This is a genomic window from Streptomyces sp. NPDC001020, from assembly GCF_053599115.1.
Genome location: NZ_JBSFLQ010000040.1, coordinates 58764 through 78422 on the forward strand (window position 1 = coordinate 58764; position 19659 = coordinate 78422).

Below are 19659 nucleotides of genomic sequence, written 5' to 3' on the forward strand. Positions count from 1 at the left end.
CTACGTGCCGTTACACCTGCAGCAGCCGAAGCGAAGGAACCATCACATGGCCGAAGTCGGCGCGAAAGCAGGGGCCCTGGTGGGCCGCCCCGCCCGGGCAGCATGAACGCACCGGTCCAGCCGCTCCCGATTGGCCTTGGCCCGTCGCCTCCGTAAGCGTCTAGCGTCGATACATGCGGATTCGAATCGTCGACGCCTTCACCGACCGTCCCTTCTCCGGCAACCCGGCCGGGGTCCTCCTCCTCGACGCCTTCCCGGACGACAGCCGACTCCAGGACGTGGCCCGCGAGGTCAACCATGCCGAGACCGCCTTCGCCCACCGACTGCCCGAGGGCGGTGCGGCCGACTGGGCGCTGCGCTGGTTCACTCCTGCCACCGAGGTCGCCATGTGCGGCCACGCCACCCTCGCCACCGCCCATGTGCTGCACACCACCGGTGCCCACGAAGGCCCTGTACGGTTCGCCACCCACAGCGGCGTCCTGAGCGCCACACCGTGCGAGGACGGCTCCATCACCCTGGACTTCCCCACCGCGCCGCTCACCTCGGTCGACGTCCCGGAGGGCGTGGCCGCTGCCCTCGGCGCCATGCCCCTCACCGCCTTCGACAGCGGCCCGAACGTCGGCGACCTGCTTCTTGAACTCGCTGACGAGCAAACGGTCCTTGCCCTCTCCCCCGATCACAAGGCGCTCACCCGTCACTCGCGGCGCGGCATCATCGCCACCGCACGCGCGGAAGATCCCTCCCGGGGCTACGACTTCGTCTCACGCTGCTTCTTCCCGAACGTCGGGATCGACGAGGACCCGGTCACCGGCAGCGCCCACACCGCCCTGGCCCCCTTCTGGTCCGAACGCCTCGGCCGTGCCGACCTCACCGGCCTGCAGGCATCCCCGCGCTCCGGCCGCGTCCGTACGGAACTTCGCGGCGACCGCACCCTGCTCACCGGCCGCGCGGTCACCGTCATCGACGGCGACTTGCTCGCCTGACGCCACGACAGGGGCGTACGACACGCGCGTACGCCCCTGACCTCCATCCCGACCCGCGCCCGGTGCCCGGAGCCTTCACGCCGTCGGCAGCCACCCCACCTTTCCCGCCAGCAGCGCGTACCCCACGAACGCCCCTATGTCGAGCAGCGAGTGGGCCACCACCAGCGGGCCGACCCGGCCCCAGCGCCGGTACAGCCAGACGAAGACCACGCCCATCACCATGTTGCCCAGGAATCCGCCGATGCCCTGGTACAGGTGGTACGAGCCGCGCAGTACCGAACTGGCCACCAGGGCCGTACCGGGTGTCCAGCCCAACCGGCCGAGCCTGCGCAGCAGATACCCGACAACGATGACTTCCTCCAGGACGGCGTTCTGCAGCGCCGACAGAACCAGCACCGGGTACTTCCACCACACGTCGGGCAGTGCCTCCGGCACCACCGTGAGATTGGCGCCAACTCCGCGAGCGGCAAGGTAGAAGGCGATGCCCGTCGAGCCGATCGCCGCGGCGATCGCCGCACCGCGCCCGAGGTCCGGCCAGGGCCGCGTCCGGTCGAAGCCGAGCGTGCGCAGCGAGGCGCCCTCCCGCAGCAGGAAGTGGGCCACGAGCGCGACCGGTACCAGCGCCGACGCGATCCCGAAGAGCTGCCAGGCAAGATCGAGCCAGGGCCGTCCGGGCGCGGCCGAGGCGTTGAGGGTGGCTGCCTGTTCCTTGAGACCGCCCGGTTTGGTGACCGACCCGACAAAGCTGATCAGCGCGGAAACCCCGCTCGCACCGAGCGAAAGGCCCAGGACGAGCAGCGTCTCGTTCCTGAAGATCCGCCGCGTCGGCCGCTCCGCCACAAAAGATTCGGCCACCGACCCTGACTCCACCTGCACTCCCGCCTCCCATTGGGCAATCCCGTCGCATCCCCATCTTCGCCCCATCAGGGTCTCGAAAGAAGTTACGAAGATCGTGGGCGACGGGCCGTTGGAGGCCACCCTGCGGGAGCACGCTCCCCCAGAGCGATCGTGCGGGCGGGCCGGCGGTCAGGGGCGGTCGTACCGGCCGATCACCCGAGCGATGCCGGCCCCGGTGCCCCGACCGGCCAGGTGTGTACCGGCTCACCGATATGCATCAGCTCGTAGTACCGCCGTGTCATCCTGGCCAGTGCGGTCTGCCGGTCGAGCCCCTGCTCCAGGGCTCGGTGAAAGGTGGTGGACTGCCAGCTCGCGCCGTTGACCCTCAGCCGGCACCGCTCGTCGATCACTCCGAGGTAGAAGTCCCGGTCGGCGGGCTCGACGCCCCACGCGTTGAGCCCCGCCTCGGCGAGCGGAAGCAGTTCGTCGCGTACGAGGTCCACGGCCTCCACCTCGGTGGTGCCGCCGTGGCGCCCGCGCCGCGGCCACCTCAGGCGCGCCTCGATGCCGTACTGGCAGGCCGCGTCGAAGTTGGCCGCGGCGACCTCGAACGGAAGCCTCGTCCACACCGGCCGCGCCTCCTCGGCCAGGGCGCGGACGACGCCGTAGTAGAAGGCGGCATTGGCGATCACATCGGTGACGGTGGGCCCGGCGGGCAGCACCCGGTTCTCCACCCGCAGATGCGGAACGCCGTCGGCGATGCCGTACACGGGCCGGTTCCAGCGGTAGACCGTGCCGTTGTGCAGGACGAGCTCGGCGAGCCTGGGTATGCCGCCCTCGTCGAGGACCCGCAGGGGGTCCTCGTCGTCGCAGATCGGCAGCAGGGCGGGGAAGTAGCGCAGGTTCTCCTCGAACAGGTCGTACGCCGACGTGGTCCAGCGCTCCCCGAACCAGGTGCGCGGCCGCACGCCCTGCGCCTGCAGCTCGGGCGGGCGGGTGTCGGTGGACTGCTGGAACAACGGGGGCCTGGACTCTCGCCACAGCTCGCGGCCGAACAGGAACGGCGAGTTGGCGCCGACGGCGACCTGTGCGGCCGTGACCGCCTGCGCCGCGTTCCACACGTCGGCGAAACGCGCCGGTGTGACCTGCAGGTGCAACTGGACGGATGTGCAGGCCGCTTCCGGAGCGATCGACCGCGAGGTGCACACCAGCCGCTCCACACCGCCGATGTCGAGGGTGAAATCCTCACCACGGGCGGCCACGATCTGGTCGTTGAGCAGGGTGTAGCGGTCGACGGCGGAGAGGTTGGAGGAGACCAGGTCATCGCGGTCGAGGGTCGGCAGAATGCCGATCATCATGATTCCGGCGTCGACCTCCTTCGCCTTCCGATGGGCGTAGGCGAGCGAGGTGCGCAGCTCCTCGGAAAGCCGGTCGAATACCCGGCCACCCAACCTGTGTGGAGCTATGTTCACTTCCAGGTTGAACATGGCGAGTTCTGTTTGGAAATCTCGGCTTGCTATTTTCTCCAGTACTTGTGCATTCATCATTCTCGGCATGCTGTCGGGCCCCAGAAGGTTCAATTCGATCTCCAGACCCATGAGGTCCTTCGGGCGATCGAACCGCTTCTCCTCCAGCAGCCGCGCCAGCCCCGCCAGACACTGCCTGAGCTTGTCGCGGTAGCGCTGCCGATCGGACAGGTCGAACCCTCCTGCCACGACCTTCTCCCCCATCGAAGCGTCCCTTCTCGGCAGACCGAAGATCCGGCCACTGCTGTCCTGGGTCACGGGGATGATGCCCAGACGAGACGATCGATAACGTCCCGCGCGGGACCGCCGCCCGTTACGCTGACAGCAATCCGACCGGGCACATTCGCGAGGCATGAGGCAGCACGCAGTTTCAGCGCTCGAAGTGTCGTGAAAAACGCCGATGAGATTCGGCCGACCGTTACGGGTAAGTATTCCGAGGTCATCGCCCCGGCACCCGGTGTGACGCCGGACGAATACCTCTTGCCATCGACCGGATATCCCCTTGAATACGATCCGCGGGACAACTAGACGAAACGCCACCTGAACACTTGTCGTATAAACTCCGGCCATGGGGCAGAGAGTTGGCGCTCGCGGTCCTGAGCCCTGTCGTCACAGGCGCCGTTCGCCCGGGCACAGTCCCCACCCCTCTGACCCCCAGAGCTGACAGCGTCGTCCGCCCGCCCCGCCACGCCCTCGCGTCACCAAGCCTGTCGAATGAGAGGCGACCCACCATGCCGCTGCATGTCCCTCAGGCTCCCGCGCCCACTCTCCGCTCCGTCCTCACGGCACTCGGTTCTCCCACCGCGGTCCGCGAGGCCCCCACCCCGTCCCTGCGCACCGCCCAGGGCCCCGTCACACCCGAGCTCCCGCTGCCGGTGCACGTGCTGGACCGGATCACCCCGGAGGGCCCGTCGGTCACCCGGCTCGCCGGATGGCGTTTCCTCATCCGCAGCGGCGACCGCGCGGTGGCCGCCGCCGAGACCATGCTGACCCCTGACGGCTGGGCGTTCTCGCACTTCTTCGAGGGTCCCTACGTCGCCGCAACCGAGCGTGCTCTGCGTCAGGCCGAGACCTTGCAACAGCCCTACCAACCACGACTGTTGTCCGTGCCCGAGCTGTACATGCTCACCCTGTGGCTGCATGGCGACTGCGCCGCCGACGGCGCGGCCGGCCATCCCGTCGCGACCGATCTCCTGGTGCCACTCGCGCCCGCACCACCGGGTATCGCGGCACACCGTCCACACCGCGTCGCCGAGCTCCTTCCGGTCCTCACCCTCCGGATCACCCCGACCCCGTTGCTCGGCTCGCCCGCGTAGGCCCCGTCCCACCGTGCCCCGCCGCCAACGGCCGCGGGGCACGGCGCACGTCCGGCCGGCGACCATCTCGGCGATGTACCACCCGTCCGTGTTCCACGGTGCTCGTAGGACAGGCGTGCGAGTCGACCGTGCGGACTAGCCCCTTGTGACCATCGCGAACCACCCGAAGGGACAGTGCAGCTGGGATGAACCATCCGCACGGGTGACGCGTCATGAACCTGTGAGGAGCGGTGCCGCGAAATAGCTGCGAATTGATGCCCGCAGAGCAACACTGGGTGCAGAACGACTTATCGCCAACGGGGGGCGGCCATGACCGACATGCCGAGCCGCAGGACAGACACCACAGCGATCTCACACACCACGACAGAGCGAAAGATCCCATCCACCATGTGCCAGCACCAGCCACCGTGCCCGACAGCCGAATCCGCGGACCGGGAGTCCGCCCGCCTCATGGCGCACCACCCGGAGCAGGGATGGAGCCTGCTGTGCAACGGAGTTCTGCTCTTCGAGGACACCGGTGAGCTTCTGCCCGACGGCCAGATCATCGCCCCGCACCGCCCGCTCGGCACCGACCAGGTGATGACCGCCGCCTGAGCCGCGCGCACAGGGGCGCCGGTCGCGCCCCGACCACGGAGGGGCCGGACATACGAGGGGCCGGACCGGAGACATACGCTCCGAACCGGCCCCGACGCACGTCCGCAGGCGTTACTCCTGGTACGCGTCCAGCGGCGGGCAGGAGCAGACCAGGTTCCGGTCACCGAAGGCCTGATCGATCCGGCGCACCGGCGGCCAGTACTTGTCGGCGGCCGAGACGCCGGCCGGGAAGACGGCCTCTTCACGCGTGTAGGCATGCTGCCAATCACCGCCGAGCGCCGCAGCAGTGTGCGGGGCGTTACGCAGCGGGTTGTCCTCGGCGGGCCACTCGCCGGAGCCGACCTTCTCGATCTCCGCGCGGATGGCGATCATCGCCTCACAGAACCGGTCGAGTTCGGTCAGGTCCTCTGACTCGGTCGGTTCGATCATCAGCGTGCCGGCTACCGGGAAGGACATCGTCGGCGCGTGGAACCCGTAGTCGATCAGCCGCTTGGCGACGTCGTCGACGGACACACCGGTCGCCTTGGTGAGCGGGCGCAGATCGATGATGCACTCGTGCGCGACCAGGCCGCCCGGACCGGTGTAGAGCACCGGGTAGTGCGGCTCCAGCCGCTTGGCGATGTAGTTGGCGGACAGCACGGCCACCTGTGTGGCGCGCTTGAGGCCCTCCCCGCCCATCAGCCTGACGTACGCCCACGAGATCGGCAGGATGCCCGCGGAGCCCCACGGAGCAGCAGAGATCGGGCCGACGCCCGTCTCCGGACCGGCCGCGGGCTGCAGCGGGTGGTTCGGCAGGTACGGCGCCAGGTGCGCGCGCACGCCGACCGGGCCGACGCCCGGACCGCCGCCGCCGTGCGGGATGCAGAACGTCTTGTGCAGATTGAGGTGCGAGACGTCACCACCGAAATGGCCCGGCTTGGCGAGGCCGACCAGCGCGTTGAGATTGGCGCCGTCGACGTACACCTGGCCGCCCGCCTCGTGCACGGCCGCGCAGATGTCGGCGACGTGCTCCTCGAACACACCGTGCGTCGACGGGTAGGTGATCATCAGCACCGCGAGCTGCTCGCGGTACTGCTCGATCTTGGCCCGCAGGTCCTCGACGTCGATCTCGCCGTCCTCCGAGGTCTTCACGACGACGACCTTCATGCCGGCCATCACGGCGCTGGCGGCGTTTGTGCCGTGCGCGGAGGACGGAATGAGGCAGACAGTGCGCTGGTCGTCGCCGTTGGCCCGGTGGTAGCCGCGTACGGCGAGAAGACCGGCCAGCTCGCCCTGCGAACCGGCGTTGGGCTGGAGGGATACCTTGTCATAGCCGGTGACCTCGGCGAGCCGTTCCTCCAGCTCACGGATGAGCGTGAGGTAGCCCTGCGCCTGCTCGGCGGGCACGAAGGGGTGCAGCTGCCCGAACTCGGGCCAGGTGACCGGTTCCATCTCCGTGGTCGCGTTGAGCTTCATGGTGCAGGAGCCCAGCGGGATCATGCCGCGGTCGAGCGCGTAGTCACGGTCGGCGAGCCTGCGCAGGTAGCGCAGCATCGCGGTCTCGGAGCGGTACTCGTGGAAGACCGGGTGCGTGAGGTAGTCGTCACCGCGCAGCAGTTCCTCGGGCAGCGCGTCCTGGGTGCTCGCGTCCAGCGCTTCGATGTCACCGTCGACACCGAACGCGGTCCACACGGCAACCAGTCGGTCCCGCGTGGTCGTCTCGTCGCAGGCGATCGACACATGGTCGGCGTCGACGAGGCGCAGGTTGACCCCCCGTTCACAGGCGGCGGTGACGACCGCCTCGGCCCGGCCCGGCACCCGCACGGTGAGCGTGTCGAAGTAGACGCCGTGGACGACCTCGACCCCGCCCGCCGTGAGGCCCGCGGCGAGGACGGTGGCATACCGGTGGGTACGCCGCGCGATGGTCCGCAGTCCCTCGGGCCCGTGGTGGACGGCGTACATCCCGGCCATCACGGCGAGCAGCACCTGGGCGGTGCAGATGTTGCTCGTCGCCTTCTCACGGCGGATGTGCTGCTCCCGCGTCTGCAGGGCGAGCCGGTAGGCCTTGTGCCCGTCCGCGTCCACGGAGACGCCTACGAGCCGACCGGGCAGGCTGCGTGCGAACTTCTCATGCACCGCCATGTATCCGGCGTGCGGCCCGCCGAAGCCCATCGGCACACCGAAGCGCTGCGTCGTGCCGATGGCGATGTCCGCGCCCAGCTCACCCGGCGAGGTCAGCAGCGTCAGGGCGAGCAGGTCGGCGGCAACGGTGACCAGCGCGCCGCGTTCGTGGGCCTCGTGGATGACGGGCTTGATGTCGCGCACGGCTCCGGAGGCGCCCGGGTACTGGACCAGCACGCCGTTGATCTCGCGCTCGGCGACCTCGGCCGGAATGCCGTCGCGCAGGTCGGCGACGACGACCTCGACACCGGTCGGCTCCGCACGGGTCTGGATCACCGCGATGGTCTGCGGCAGCGCGTCCGCGTCGACCAGGAACAGGCCCTTCTTGTTCCTGCCCATGCGCCGGGACAGTGCCATCGCCTCGGCCGCCGCCGTGCCCTCGTCGAGCAGGGAGGCACCGGAGGTCGGCAGACCGGTGAGGTCGGCGACCATGGTCTGGAAGTTGAGCAGAGCCTCGAGCCGGCCCTGCGAGATCTCCGGCTGGTAGGGCGTGTAGGCCGTGTACCAGGCTGGGTTCTCCATCACGTTCCGGAGGATCACCGGCGGCGTGAAGGTCCCGTAGTAGCCGAGACCGATCATGGAGCCGAGGACCTGGTTGCGGTCGGCCAGGGAGCGCAACTCAGCCAGTACCTCGGCCTCGGTGCGCGCGCCCGGCAGGTCCAGGGCGTCGGCATTCTTGATCACATCCGGGACCGCGGTGGCCGTGAGCTCGTCGAGCGAGCCATAGCCGACCTGCGCGAGCATCTTGGCCCGCGCCTCCTGGTCAGGCCCGATGTGACGCTGCTCGAAGGGAATGCCCTGTTCGAGCTCGGAGAGCGGAATGCGATGGGCGGTCATTGCGGAGGCCTCCTGGGTCTGACGCGACCTTCGAGGGGCACCACGGCACTGGCACCCCGACGGCCTCCCCCTCTGTCATCTCAACCTGAGAGCTTCGCCGGTCCGCACCAAGGCGCTCCGGCTTTCACCGTCGGTGAGAGCGGAAGCCGTCGACACCCGCCCTGCTTTCCAGAGTGACCTCGTCCGTGCGGTACGTGTGCCTGAGAGATTCCGGGGAGGATTTGCTCCTTCGGCGTCTCCGGATCATTCCGGAGAACTCTCCCGCGCGGGGTCAACAGCCGCTTGCCAGACTACCAGCGAGGACGATGCAGGAGCCCTCGAGTGGGCCTTCGAGTGGCCGCCTCCCTGAATGTGCTCTTTTGTAGTGGCTACGGATGAGTTGCGACCAGTTGGAGGGACCGTGCAGACCGACATCGATCCGCGGAATCTGATCGGCCGCAAGGCGTTCGACCGCCATGGCGTCAAGATCGGCACGATCGACGAGATCTACCTCGACGACGCGACCGGCATACCGGAATGGGCGGCCATACGCACGGGACTGTTCAGCAGGGACGCGTTCGTCCCCCTGGAGCCCAGCGAGCTGGTGGAGGGCACGCTGCGAATCCCCTTCGACCGCGCCCTGATCAAGGAGGCCCCCGACTTCGGCGTCGGACGTCACCTCTCCCCCGAACAGGAGCTGCAGCTCTACCACCACTACGGCCTCGATGTGGCCGCACCTCCTCCGCCGCCGGACCGCGACTTCGGGCGTCTGGCGGGGTCCGACGGGGGTTGAGGCCCACCCGCCCGCACCTCCGGCGCCATTCGCCCCGTGTCCTGCCTCCGGCCCGTGTGACGCCCCGTGGGACGGTCGACAAGCGCTGTTGCAAGGCCGTCGAAAGCCGCCGTCAGGCCCCTTAGTCCCTCGGGGCGGCCGGCGGCTCCGCGGACTCGGGCACCCGCGTGACCAGGGGCAGCGGATCCGCCGGTTCCAACCGCGGATCGTCGGCGCGGAACGTGCGAACACGCCCCGGCTTCGAGTCGGGGGTCTCGAACCGTACGGTCACCCTGCCCAGCCCGCTGCCCTGCACCCAACCGTGCCCGTACTCCGAGTGCCGGACGTCGTGACCCGCACGCCAGACCCGCTCGGACGGGGTCCGCGCCCCCTCCTCAGCGGGTTCCTCCGCGTTCTCGGGCTCCAGGTGCTCCTCCGTGGAGACCTCGCCCGTAGCCAGATGCGCTTGGGCGAACAGATCCTCCTGCGTGTAGTCGGCGAGCCCGCTGACGCCCACCCCGAGCAGTCGCACCCCGCCGGTGGTGTCCACTGACTCCAGCAGCCGCGCGGTGGCCTCCCGCACCACCGTGGGGTCGTCCGTGGGCCCCCGCAGGGTGTCGGAGCGGGTCAGCGTCGAGAAGTCGTACCGGCGCACCTTCAGCACGATGGTCCGACCCGACAGCCCGGCCTCCCGCAATCGCCGCACACACCGGTCCGCGAGCCGCTGCACCTCCAGACCGATCCGGAGCCGGTCATGGATGTCCACGTCGTACGTGTCCTCGACCGATACGGACTTCGCTTCCCGCTCGGCCACCACCGGCCGCTCGTCGCGTGCCAGCGCCATGGCGTACAGCGCTTGCCCGTGGGCCTTGCCCAACAGCCGTACCAGCTCGTCCTCGCCCGCCTCTGCGATGTCGTCGACCGTGGTGATACCGGCCCGCCGCAGATGGTCCCCCGTCGCGGGGCCGACGCCCGGCAGCGTGCGCACCGGCATCGGACCGAGCAGCGCACGCTCGGTTCCCGGGCGTATCAGCACCAGGCCGTCCGGCTTGGCCTGCTCCGAGGCGATCTTCGCGAGCATCTTGGAAGCGGCGAGCCCCACCGAGCCCGTCAACCCGGTGACCGCCCGGATATCCGCGCGCAGCCGCACCCCCGCGAGCCGCGCCGACTCCTCGTCCCAGGCCGCTCCCCCGGCCTCCAGGTCCACGAACGCCTCATCCAGGCTCAGCGGCTCCACCAGCGGCGACAGGGTCCCCAGCAGCGCCATCACCTGCTCGCTGATCTCCCGGTAGAACCCGAAGCGCGGCACCAGATACGCGGCGTTCGGCGCGAGCCGGCGCGCCTGGGCCATGGGCATCGCGGAGTGCACCCCGAAGACCCGCGCCTCGTACGAGGCGGTGGCCACCACTCCGCGCGGCCCGAGCCCGCCCACGATGACGGCTTTACCGCGCAGGCTCGGCTTGGATGCCTGCTCCGCCGAGGCGTAGAAGGCATCCATGTCGAGATGCAGGATCGTGGGCGCGGTTCTCACATGTCCGATGCTGCCCTACACCACTGACAATGCGGCGGGCGCGCGGCGGCTTGCCCGCGACTGGACCGGAAGCCCCGCCGCACGGCACCCGTCCCAGGCCCTAGACAGCTCGGTTGCGCCGTCGAGCCAACTCGTCCGTGGCGTTGTGGCCGACAATGGTCTCGCCCGTGTCGACGCGCTCTCCGTGCAGATGGGACAGTGCTCTTTCCACGTCCTGCCACACGACACCCACGGCGATACCGAAGATGCCCTGACCGCCCTGGAGCAGCGCATGCACCTCGCCCGGGGACGTGCACTCGTAGACCGTCGCGCCGTCGCTCATCAGCGTCATCCGCTCCAGATCACGGAATCCGCGCTGCCGGAGGTGCTGGACGGCGGCACGGATGTTCTGCAGGGACACACCGGTGTCGAGGAACCGCTTGACGATCTTCAGTACGACGACGTCCCGGAAGCTGTATAGCCGTTGCGTCCCCGACCCGTAGGCGGGGCGTACGCTCGGCTCGACGAGACCCGTCCTTGCCCAGTAGTCCAACTGCCGGTAGGTGATGCCCGCGGCGGCGCACGCGGTGGGACCGCGGTAGCCGATGTGCTCGGAAGCCGCCTCTCCTTCACCCGGCACCGCCGTCGGCTGCTGAGGGTCGGAGTCGGCCAGGTCTCCGTGGTGGGGGTACCCCCCACTTGAGCGAAGCCGAGAGCTCGGGGAAGAAGACGGGCCGCTCTCCCCCAGTCTGCGTCCGGGGGCACCCCCAGCCGCACCGCCGCCGCTGCTACTCACGCCGACCTCCGTCCTCGACTGCCCTCTCGACGGTAGGCAGTCACCAGGGGTGCGTCAACGATCGCCACACTCGGCACGCCGAGTGATAATCACCCTAGGAGTGGTTTCCCGTGCCCTTCCGCGGGGAAAGGCTAGCCGAATGTTCTGGCGGTGGGCCGAGGGGACGTCGCCCCGGTCACTGGCGTATAACGCCTCACCCGCAGCCGTCCGCCCCGTCGAGAGCATCCGGCCCGAAGGAAACCGCTGCTCGATCGCGCGTTCGCCGCTCCGAGCCCTCCCGAGTCGGCTCTTCGGCTGCGTTCGCCCCGAAACGGCCTCAGGCCCAGCCGGCACCGGTGAGACCCGCCGCTCAGCCCGGAGTCCCGTACCACTCGGCCGACCAAGCCCTCAGGTGCACCGTGCCTGTCAGCCAGGCACTTCGCAGACCACCGCGTCACTGGCTGCTCGTACCGAAGTCCTCCGGCGAGATCTGGTCGAGGAACTCGCGGAACTTCTCGACCTCGTCCTCCTGCTCGTCGGGGATCGCGATACCTGCGTCGTCGAGCACGCCGTCACTGCCGTAGATCGGCGTTCCCGTGCGCAGCGCCAGCGCTATGGCGTCGGACGGGCGGGCACTCACCTCGACACCGCTGGCGAAGACCAGCTCCGCGTAGAAGACGCCTTCACGCAGGTCCGTGATGCGCACTTCCGTGAGCTCCTGACCGACGGCCTCCAGCACGTCCTTGAACAGGTCGTGGGTCAGCGGTCGCGCGGGGGCCATGCCCTGCTGGGCGAAGGCGATCGCCGTCGCCTCCCCGGGGCCGATCCAGATGGGGAGGTAACGGTCGCCTCCCACTTCACGCAGGAGCACGATCGGTTGGTTGGAGGGCATCTCGACCCGGACACCTACGACATCGAGCTCATTCACACAGCAACCCTAGGCCGTGCTCGGGATGTTTGGGTAGTCGGGCACGGAACGGCTGGACGATCCGCCGACGGCAAGCCCCGTGGTTCAGGGGTGTCGCACACCCAACGCGGAGCGCACCAGTGCCGCGTGCAGTTTCACCGCGAGCCCCGCCAGTTCCTTCGTCCGGGCCTCGGCGTGCGCTCTGGTCTGCGGATTGCGGTGCAGCCTCAGCGGGGCCACGACCTGGTCCACGAGGCCCGCCTCGCGGTCCGCAGCGGCCTTCATGACCCGCAGATGGCGCGGCTCGATCCCGTGACGGCCCAGTTCGGCCACGAGGGTGGCCACCGTGACGGCCTCGGCGTCGTACGTCCCGTCCGGCAGCGGCACGAGGAGACCGTACGACTCCCACTCCTTGAGCTGCTCCCCGCTGATCTCGACGGCCGCGAGCAGTGCCTCGCGGCCGATCCGCGCGACCGTGGGTGCTTCGGGGTCGCTCAGAAGACCGCCGTGCACCTCCGTGTCCGGCGCGTCGCGCTGCTGGCGGCCCAGGGACGGCAGCCACACCTCCTCGCCCCGCTCCAGGGCGTCAAGGTGCTCCCGGATGACCTTCAACGGCAGGTAGTGGTCCCGTTGCATCCTCAGCACCCGAGCAAGGCGCTCGACGTCATGGGCAGTGAACTTGCGGTATCCCGAGGGGGTGCGTTGCGGCTCGATGAGCCCCTCGGACTCCAGGAAGCGGATCTTGGAGATGGTGACTTCGGGGAACTCCTCGCGCAGCACGTTCAGCACCGTGCCGATGCTCATCAGCCGGTTGTCCGCGGCGGCGGTGCCGCTATTGGCACCGCCGCTCGGTGTGTGACGCATGGACCCTTCCCTGGCGGGTCAGATACCCCGCTGGCTCGCGTAGAAGACCAGCCTGTACTTGCCGATCTGCACCTCGTCGCCGTTGTTGAGGGCGACCTGGTCGATGCGCTCACGGTTGACGTACGTGCCGTTGAGGCTGCCGACGTCGGCGACCGTGAACATGCCGTCCGGACCGCGACGGAACTCCACATGCCGACGCGACACGGTCACATCGTCCAAGAAGATGTCGCTCTGGGGGTGGCGCCCCGCCGTGGTCAGATCGCTGTCCAGCAGGAAGCGGCTGCCCGAGTTGGGGCCACGTCGCACCACCAGCAGTGCCGAACCGAGCGGCAGCGCGTCGACGGCCGCCTGCGCCTCTGGGGAGAGCGTCGGCATCGGCGTCTGTCCGGTGGCCTCCGCGTCGTAGGCCTCCAGGCCGGAGATGGAGATCGTGGAGGTCGTCTCCGACGCGCGCTCCGGCACCGCACCCGCTCGAAGCGGCGCGCCGCAGTTGGAGCAGAAGCGGCTGCTTTCCGCGCTTTGGTGACCACACCTCGAACACACCAGGGCCGACATGTTCCCGAAACCTATGCGGCCGGACGCGGCAGGGTCAACAGACGGCGCGCCCTGACCTCCCGGAATGTCACCACCCGGACCAGTGACCTGGTCCCGGAACAACGGGCGCTGGCCCTCCACGTCTCCCGGCTGTGCGCGATGGCGGGCAGTCGTGTCGTTGCCCCCTCGGGCGCTTTTGCCGAACAACTTCGCAAACAACTTCACGGGCGATTCCCCTTGACCGAAACAGACCCGCCCGTGGGGCAGGACGAACCCTGATTGCATACACCGGCCGACCCGGACATCCTCACAACGTCCGTATCCACCAGACAGTTTCCACCACGCACCACCCATTTGGTGCGCCGACCCCCCGCAACCTCATGCCCCCGTCGGACGGCCTCCATGCGCCCCCGGTTCATTGGGAGGACGACCGAGAGTAGTCAGGCTGCTTCGCCGCTCGCAAGGCGTCAACGACGATCTTCGTTGAACGTTCCACGGCGACCGTGGCCTGCTCCTTTTCAAGAGTCTGCACCACGCCTCCGGGGATGTTGAGCGCCGGCTCGAGGTCCTGCGGCTTGCCGATGACCTTGAAACGATAGGGCTGGGTGATCTTGTTCCCGTCGATGCTCACAGTCTTTCCGGAGCCCGACAGATAGGTGCCGGCGACCACGCGTACGCCATTCACCTGGATCGCCTCGGCGCCAGCCGCGCGCAGTTCCTGGATCGCGTCGAGCAGCATGTTCGCCTGGACCGTTCCCTTCGTGTCCTCGATGGTCATCGTGATGCCGGGTCCCTGTGCGGCCACCGTGCCCGCAAGGATGCCGAGTTGTCTCTCCTTCTCGGCGGTCTGCTTGCGGGCTTCCTCGGCCCGGTCCGAGCTGTTCTCCAACTCGGCCCGCTGATCTTCGAGACCCTGCTTCTCGTCCTGAAGACGCTGTGTGCGGTCATCCAGTTCATCGAGGATGCGCACCAGATCTTCCTGGCGTGCGCCGCGCAGAGCGCTGCTGTCGTCACTGTTGGAGGCGACCTGGACGGCCAGGCCGAAGCCGAGACCGAACAGCAGTAGTGCGACGATGAGTTGGGCACGTGTGACGCGCGGCGGCCACAACCCGTTCACCAGGCGCTGACGGCCCGTCAACGTCACTCCGGAGTCCTTGCCGGTCTCCGTCCCCGGGGCTGCAACCGGCACCTCCTGCGGGAGTTCCCTGCGCAGCCGGTGTTCAGGGGTCCTTTGTTGCTGCTCGGGCGTCTCGTCCGCGTTGCTCATCGGCCTCACGCCCGGAACACGTGTCGGCGGATCGCCGCGGCGTTGGAGAAGATCCGGATACCGAGGACGACCACGACGCCAGTGGACAGCTGCGCCCCGACGCCCAACTTGTCTCCCAGGAACACGATCAGCGCGGCCACCACCACGTTCGACAGGAACGACACCACGAAGACCTTGTCGTCGAAGATGCCGTCGAGCATGGCCCGCAGACCGCCGAACACGGCGTCGAGCGCCGCCACCACGGCGATCGGAAGGTAAGGCTCGACGACCGCCGGAATCTCGGGCCGGACCAACAGGCCGACCACGACTCCCACGACGAGGCCCAGTACGGCGATCACGATGTGCCCTTCTCTGTGCTCGGATGTGCTGTGCGGACGATCACACTAGGTGCGGCGGGCAGCCGGACGTCGTCCTGGGCGGAGATGCCGGTCCGGATCCCGTAGTTCTCCTGCAGCGCATGCAGATACAGCCCGTCGGCGCTGTCCTGGAACCTGGTGCTGAGTCGTTCCCCGTCCCCCACCGCGAGCACCGTGTACGGCGGTACCAGCGGCCTGTTGTCGACCAGTATCGCGTCGCCCGCGGCCCTGATGGCCGACAGCGCCGTCAACCGTTGTCCGTTGATCGCGACCGCCTCGGCGCCCGATTCCCACAGCCCGTTGACCACGCGCTGCATGTCGCGGTCCTTTACGCGTCCGGTGTCGGAGAAGCCGGAGGTCCCCCGCGGATTGCCGTTGCCTCCGGTGGTGGCTTCCTTGGAGTCGTTCACGACGAGCTTCACGCCTGGGCCGTGCACCGCGACGGCGCCCGACAGAATGCCGACGAGGTCGGCTCGGCCGCCGCCCCCGGCCTTCTTCAGGGCTTCCCGCTGCCGTGCGTTCACGTCGCCGCGCAATTTGTCGACGGTGCCTTCGAGCTTGTCGGCGGTCGTGGTCTCGCGCTGGATTCGGTCGATGAGTTCCTGGCGCTCCTTGGCGACCGTCGGGGCTGCTACGCGCGCCTGCGCGGCACCCACGGTCACCACGACGGCGGCGAGGACAAGTCCGGCTGCGAGACCGAGTTTGGCCCGCACCGTCCTGGGCTTGTCACCGGTTCCCTCCGACTGTTTCCGGGCGGCAGCCTCGGCGTATCCGTCGTCGAGGCTGTGATCCATGACGTTGGTGAGCAACGACATGGACGCGTCCGGGCGCGAGACGCGCGCGGGTGTGCTCCGATCGGGGGGCGGCTGCGGCATGCCGCACATCGTCGCACGTCGCGTGCGATACCTCCGAATGGCCCTACCAGCGTGCCGGACAGGCCCCCTTGGGGAGGCCCGTCCGGCATACGCGCGTACTGCGTGTTTTACCGACCGGCGCTGTCCACGACCGCGGACCACTCGTCGAGCAGGGCCTTGGCGGATGCGTCGTCGGGCCCCTCGGCCCACAGATGGGTGACGGCCTCGGCGGGGTCCGGCAGCACCAGCACCCACCGCCCGTCGGTCTCCACGACCCGCACGCCGTCCGTCGTGTCGACGAAGCGGTCCCCGGCTGCCTCGACAACGCGGCGCATCACAAGTCCCTTGACGGCCCAGGGAGTCGCGAGATCGCGCTGGAGGACGTGCGCGCGCGGGATCCGCGCGTCGATCTGGCTCAGGGTGAGCTGCGTCCGCGCCACCAGCCCGATGAGCCGTACGAACGCGGCCGTACCATCGAAGACGCTGCTGAACTCCGGCACGATGAACCCGCTGCGCCCGTCGCCGCCGAAGATGGTCGACTCCTCCCGGCCCACGCGCGTGAGGTCGTCGGGCGAGGTGGTCGTCCACTCGACCTGGGTTCCGTGGTACGCCGCCACCTGCTCGGCGATCCGGGTCGTCGTCACCGGCAGCGCGACCTTCCCGCTGCGCCGCTCCGCGGCCACCAGGTCGAGCATCACCAGCAGTGCCCGGTCGTCCTCGACGATCCGCCCCTTCTCGTCGACGAGCGAAAGCCGCTCTCCGACGGGGTCGAATCGCACGCCGAACGCGGCCCGTGACGAGGCGACGATCTCACCGAGCCGTACGAGCCCCGACCTCCGCGCGTCAGCGGTCTCCGTGGGTCTTGACTCGTCGAGACCGGGATTGATCGTCAGGGAGTCCACACCGAGCTTGCCGAGCAGGCTGGGCAGGACGAGCCCGGCGCTGCCGTTCGACGCGTCCACGACGACCTTGAGCCCCGACTCGGTGATCCCCGAGGTGTCTACGCTGCGTAGCAGGGACCCGGTGTACGAGTCGAAGACGCTGGACGGGAAGTACAGGTCTCCTATCTCACCGGGGAAGGCCCGCCGGTACTCCTGCCGCGCGAACATCCGGTCCAGTTTCCGCTGACCGGCTTGCGACAGATCGCCACCCTGCCCGTCGAAGAACATGATGTCGACGGAGTCCGGTACACCCGGCGATGTCCGGATCATGATCCCGCCGGCGCTGCCCCGCGCGGTCTGTTGACGGGCGACGGGCAGCGGTACGTTCTCCAGGTCACGGACGTCGATGGCGCTGGCCTGCAGCGCCGAGATGACCGCACGCTTCAGCGCTCGCGCACCCCGGGAGTGGTCGCGGGCGGTGGTTACCGTGGACCCCTTCTTGAGCGTGGTGGCGTACGCACCGGCCAGCCGTACGGCCAGTTCGGGTGTGATCTCGACGTTCAGGATTCCGGACACACCACGTGTGCCGAAGAGGTGCGCCTGGCTGCGGGACTCCCAGATGACCGAGGTGTTGACGAAGGCGCCGGCCTCGATGGTCTTGAACGGATAGACCCGGACGTTGCCCTGGACGATCGACTCCTCACCGATGAGGCACTCGTCGCCGATGACGGCGCCGTCCTCGATCCGGGCCGCACGCATGATGTCGGTGTTCTTTCCGACCACGCAGCCGCGCAGGTTGCTCTGCTGGCCGATGTACACGTTGTCGTGGACGACGGCCTTGTGCAGGAAGGCCCCGCTCTTCACGACGACGTTCGAGCCGACGACAGTGTGCTCACGGATCTCGGCCCCGGCTTCGACCTTGGCGTAGTCGCCGACGTAGAGGGGACCGCGCAGGACTGCGTCAGGGTGCATCTCCGCGCCCTCTGCCACCCATACACCCGGGGAGATCTCGAAGCCGTCGATCTCGACGTCGACTTTGCCTTCCAGGACGTCTGCCTGCGCCTTCACATAGCTCTCGTGTGTGCCGACATCCTCCCAGTAGCCCTCGGCTACATAGCCGTAGACCGGCTTGCCCTCCTTCATCAGCTGGGGGAAGACATCGCCGGACCAGTCCACGGGCACATCGGGCTCGACGTAGTCGAAGACCTCGGGCTCCATGACGTAGATGCCGGTGTTGACGGTGTCGGAGAACACCTGGCCCCAGGTCGGCTTCTCCAGGAAGCGTTCGACCTTTCCTTCTTCGTCGACGATGGTGATGCCGAATTCCAGCGGATTGGGTACGCGCGTCAGACAGACGGTGACCAGCGCGCCCTTTTCCTTGTGAAAACTGATCAGCTCGGTGAGGTCGAAGTCGGTCAGAGCGTCACCGGAGATCACAAGGAAGGCGTCGTCCTTGAGTGCCTCCTCGGCGTTCTTGACGCTCCCGGCGGTACCGAGTGGCTTCTCCTCATTGGCATAGGTGAGCTCCATCCCGAGCTCCTCGCCATCACCGAAGTAGTTCTTGACCAGTGAGGCCAGGAACTGGACTGTGACGACGGTCTCGTTGAGCCCATGCCTTTTCAGCAACCGCAGCACGTGCTCCATGATCGGGCGGTTGACCACCGGCAGGAGCGGCTTGGGCATGCTTGAGGTCATGGGGCGAAGACGTGTGCCTTCGCCTCCCGCCATTACGACGGCCTTCATGTCGGAAGCGTCCTCCTCGAAGAGACGACGGTTCAGCCGACTTCACCCGTCTAGATTGTCCCGCAGTTTCCCCGCGCGGGCCATCGAGCCGCTACGACGGGCTCAATCGGCCATGGTGTCCGCCCTGACAAGGCGGCGGACCTGCACCACGTAGAGGACTCCTGCCCACCAGTACAGCGTTGTACCCCACCCGGCGAACGCCCATCCGAAAATGGCGGCGAGTGACGCGATCCATCCGGTTCCGTCGCTGAGAAGCAGCAGCGGGAAGGCATACATGAGGTTGAAGGTCGCTGCCTTCCCCAGGAAGTTCACCTGGGGCGGCGGATAGCCGTGGCGCCTGAGAATGCCCACCATCACCAGCAGAACCAGCTCTCGAGCCACAAGTACCGCGGTCAGCCAGAGGGGCAGAATCCCGCGCCAGGTGAGACCGAGGAGCGTCGATGCGATGTACAGACGGTCGGCCGCCGGATCGAGGAGCCGGCCGAGGCTGCTGATCTGGTTCCAGCGCCGGGCGAGCTTGCCGTCCAGGTAGTCGCTGACGCCGCTCAGCACGAGCACCAGGAGCGCCCAGCCGTCGCTCTGGGGCCCGCCGAACTCGGGCCTGAGGATCAGCCACAGGAAGATGGGGACGCCGACGAGCCGCGCCATGCTGAGGATGTTCGGGATGGTGAGGACTCGGTCCGTCTGGACGCGGGTCTCCTGGACCTCCACCCGGGGGCCTCCTGTGGGAAACGAGCCAACAATGCCTCCTGACCTTACCCGCCGGGTTCACACCATGGTACGGAGGGGTTGCGCAGGATTTCCGGGCCAGAAAAACAAAAAACTCCGGCTCTTGGGCGAAATACCCAAGAGCCGGAGTTACAAAAGGAGTTCGGCGGCGTCCTACTCTCCCACAGGGTCCCCCCTGCAGTACCATCGGCGCTGTAAGGCTTAGCTTCCGGGTTCGGAATGTAACCGGGCGTTT

General features: G+C 68.3%; 17 protein-coding genes, 1 rRNA gene and 1 riboswitch. Of the genes, 4 read left to right on the top strand and 14 right to left on the bottom strand.

Going from position 1 to position 19659, the window contains the following annotated elements:
- Positions 1–173: 173 nt before the first annotated feature.
- A complete protein-coding gene (locus ACWDEX_RS30135) occupies positions 174–983 on the top strand; it encodes a PhzF family phenazine biosynthesis protein (RefSeq protein ID WP_450467572.1) in 810 nt (269 codons plus the stop codon).
- Between the two features lie 75 nt (positions 984–1058).
- Here the strand turns inward: ACWDEX_RS30135 and ACWDEX_RS30140 are convergent, their stop codons facing one another.
- Together ACWDEX_RS30140 and ACWDEX_RS30145 are read right to left on the bottom strand one after the other, a co-directional pair.
- Complete coding sequence (locus ACWDEX_RS30140) at positions 1059–1859, bottom strand: CPBP family intramembrane glutamic endopeptidase (RefSeq protein WP_450467573.1); 801 nt, start codon at positions 1857–1859, stop codon at positions 1059–1061.
- A 173-nt stretch (positions 1860–2032) separates the two neighbouring features.
- The gene (locus tag ACWDEX_RS30145; protein WP_450467575.1) at positions 2033–3550 is read right to left on the bottom strand and encodes a glutamate--cysteine ligase; all 1518 of its coding nucleotides are present in this window, start codon (positions 3548–3550) and stop codon (positions 2033–2035) included.
- A 527-nt stretch (positions 3551–4077) separates the two neighbouring features.
- Here ACWDEX_RS30145 and ACWDEX_RS30150 point away from each other — a divergent pair.
- Both ACWDEX_RS30150 and ACWDEX_RS30155 read left to right on the top strand, forming a co-directional pair.
- On the top strand, positions 4078–4662 hold the full coding sequence (locus ACWDEX_RS30150; RefSeq protein ID WP_450467576.1) for a hypothetical protein: 585 nt from the start codon (positions 4078–4080) through the stop codon (positions 4660–4662).
- 387 nt (positions 4663–5049) lie between these two features.
- Positions 5050–5256 carry a DUF5999 family protein gene (locus tag ACWDEX_RS30155; RefSeq protein ID WP_355921991.1) on the top strand — a complete coding sequence of 69 codons (207 nt, stop codon included), beginning with the start codon at positions 5050–5052 and terminating at the stop codon, positions 5254–5256.
- 111 nt (positions 5257–5367) lie between these two features.
- On the opposite strand, the gene gcvP is transcribed toward ACWDEX_RS30155, so the two are convergent.
- Positions 5368–8253, bottom strand: coding sequence for an aminomethyl-transferring glycine dehydrogenase (gcvP, locus tag ACWDEX_RS30160; RefSeq protein WP_450467577.1), 2886 nt, complete (start codon positions 8251–8253; stop codon positions 5368–5370).
- A gap of 178 nt (positions 8254–8431) precedes the next feature.
- Positions 8432–8527: riboswitch (glycine riboswitch) on the bottom strand.
- A gap of 126 nt (positions 8528–8653) precedes the next feature.
- On the opposite strand from gcvP, the gene ACWDEX_RS30165 reads away from it, so the two are divergent.
- On the top strand, positions 8654–9025 hold the full coding sequence (locus ACWDEX_RS30165) for a PRC-barrel domain-containing protein (protein WP_450467579.1): 372 nt from the start codon (positions 8654–8656) through the stop codon (positions 9023–9025).
- Between the two features lie 121 nt (positions 9026–9146).
- Here the strand turns inward: ACWDEX_RS30165 and ACWDEX_RS30170 are convergent, their stop codons facing one another.
- The 11 genes from ACWDEX_RS30170 to rrf form a co-directional block, all read right to left on the bottom strand.
- Complete coding sequence (locus tag ACWDEX_RS30170) at positions 9147–10535, bottom strand: DNA polymerase IV (RefSeq protein ID WP_450467580.1); 1389 nt, start codon at positions 10533–10535, stop codon at positions 9147–9149.
- A gap of 100 nt (positions 10536–10635) precedes the next feature.
- Positions 10636–11310 carry a MerR family transcriptional regulator gene (locus tag ACWDEX_RS30175; protein ID WP_450467582.1) on the bottom strand — a complete coding sequence of 225 codons (675 nt, stop codon included), beginning with the start codon at positions 11308–11310 and terminating at the stop codon, positions 10636–10638.
- 433 nt (positions 11311–11743) lie between these two features.
- A complete protein-coding gene (locus ACWDEX_RS30180) occupies positions 11744–12217 on the bottom strand; it encodes a bifunctional nuclease family protein (protein WP_004002801.1) in 474 nt (157 codons plus the stop codon).
- Between the two features lie 84 nt (positions 12218–12301).
- Positions 12302–13060: a transcriptional regulator FtsR gene (gene ftsR / locus ACWDEX_RS30185; RefSeq protein WP_450467584.1), complete on the bottom strand. Its 759-nt coding sequence runs from the start codon at positions 13058–13060 to the stop codon at positions 12302–12304.
- Between the two features lie 18 nt (positions 13061–13078).
- The gene (locus ACWDEX_RS30190; protein ID WP_450467586.1) at positions 13079–13948 is read right to left on the bottom strand and encodes an FHA domain-containing protein; all 870 of its coding nucleotides are present in this window, start codon (positions 13946–13948) and stop codon (positions 13079–13081) included.
- A 61-nt stretch (positions 13949–14009) separates the two neighbouring features.
- Positions 14010–14861, bottom strand: coding sequence for a DUF881 domain-containing protein (locus ACWDEX_RS30195; RefSeq protein WP_450467588.1), 852 nt, complete (start codon positions 14859–14861; stop codon positions 14010–14012).
- A 5-nt stretch (positions 14862–14866) separates the two neighbouring features.
- Complete coding sequence (locus ACWDEX_RS30200; protein WP_059126592.1) at positions 14867–15199, bottom strand: small basic family protein; 333 nt, start codon at positions 15197–15199, stop codon at positions 14867–14869.
- Positions 15196–16032 carry a DUF881 domain-containing protein gene (locus ACWDEX_RS30205; protein ID WP_450467596.1) on the bottom strand — a complete coding sequence of 279 codons (837 nt, stop codon included), beginning with the start codon at positions 16030–16032 and terminating at the stop codon, positions 15196–15198. The genes ACWDEX_RS30200 and ACWDEX_RS30205 overlap by 4 nt, the downstream gene beginning before the upstream one ends.
- A gap of 167 nt (positions 16033–16199) precedes the next feature.
- Entirely contained in the window at positions 16200–18695 is a 2496-nt protein-coding gene (locus tag ACWDEX_RS30210) for a sugar phosphate nucleotidyltransferase (RefSeq protein ID WP_450467590.1), read from the bottom strand.
- A gap of 102 nt (positions 18696–18797) precedes the next feature.
- Positions 18798–19406: a CDP-alcohol phosphatidyltransferase family protein gene (locus ACWDEX_RS30215; protein WP_450467592.1), complete on the bottom strand. Its 609-nt coding sequence runs from the start codon at positions 19404–19406 to the stop codon at positions 18798–18800.
- Between the two features lie 158 nt (positions 19407–19564).
- Positions 19565–19659: ribosomal RNA gene (gene rrf / locus ACWDEX_RS30220) — 5S ribosomal RNA — on the bottom strand; the annotation flags it as partial.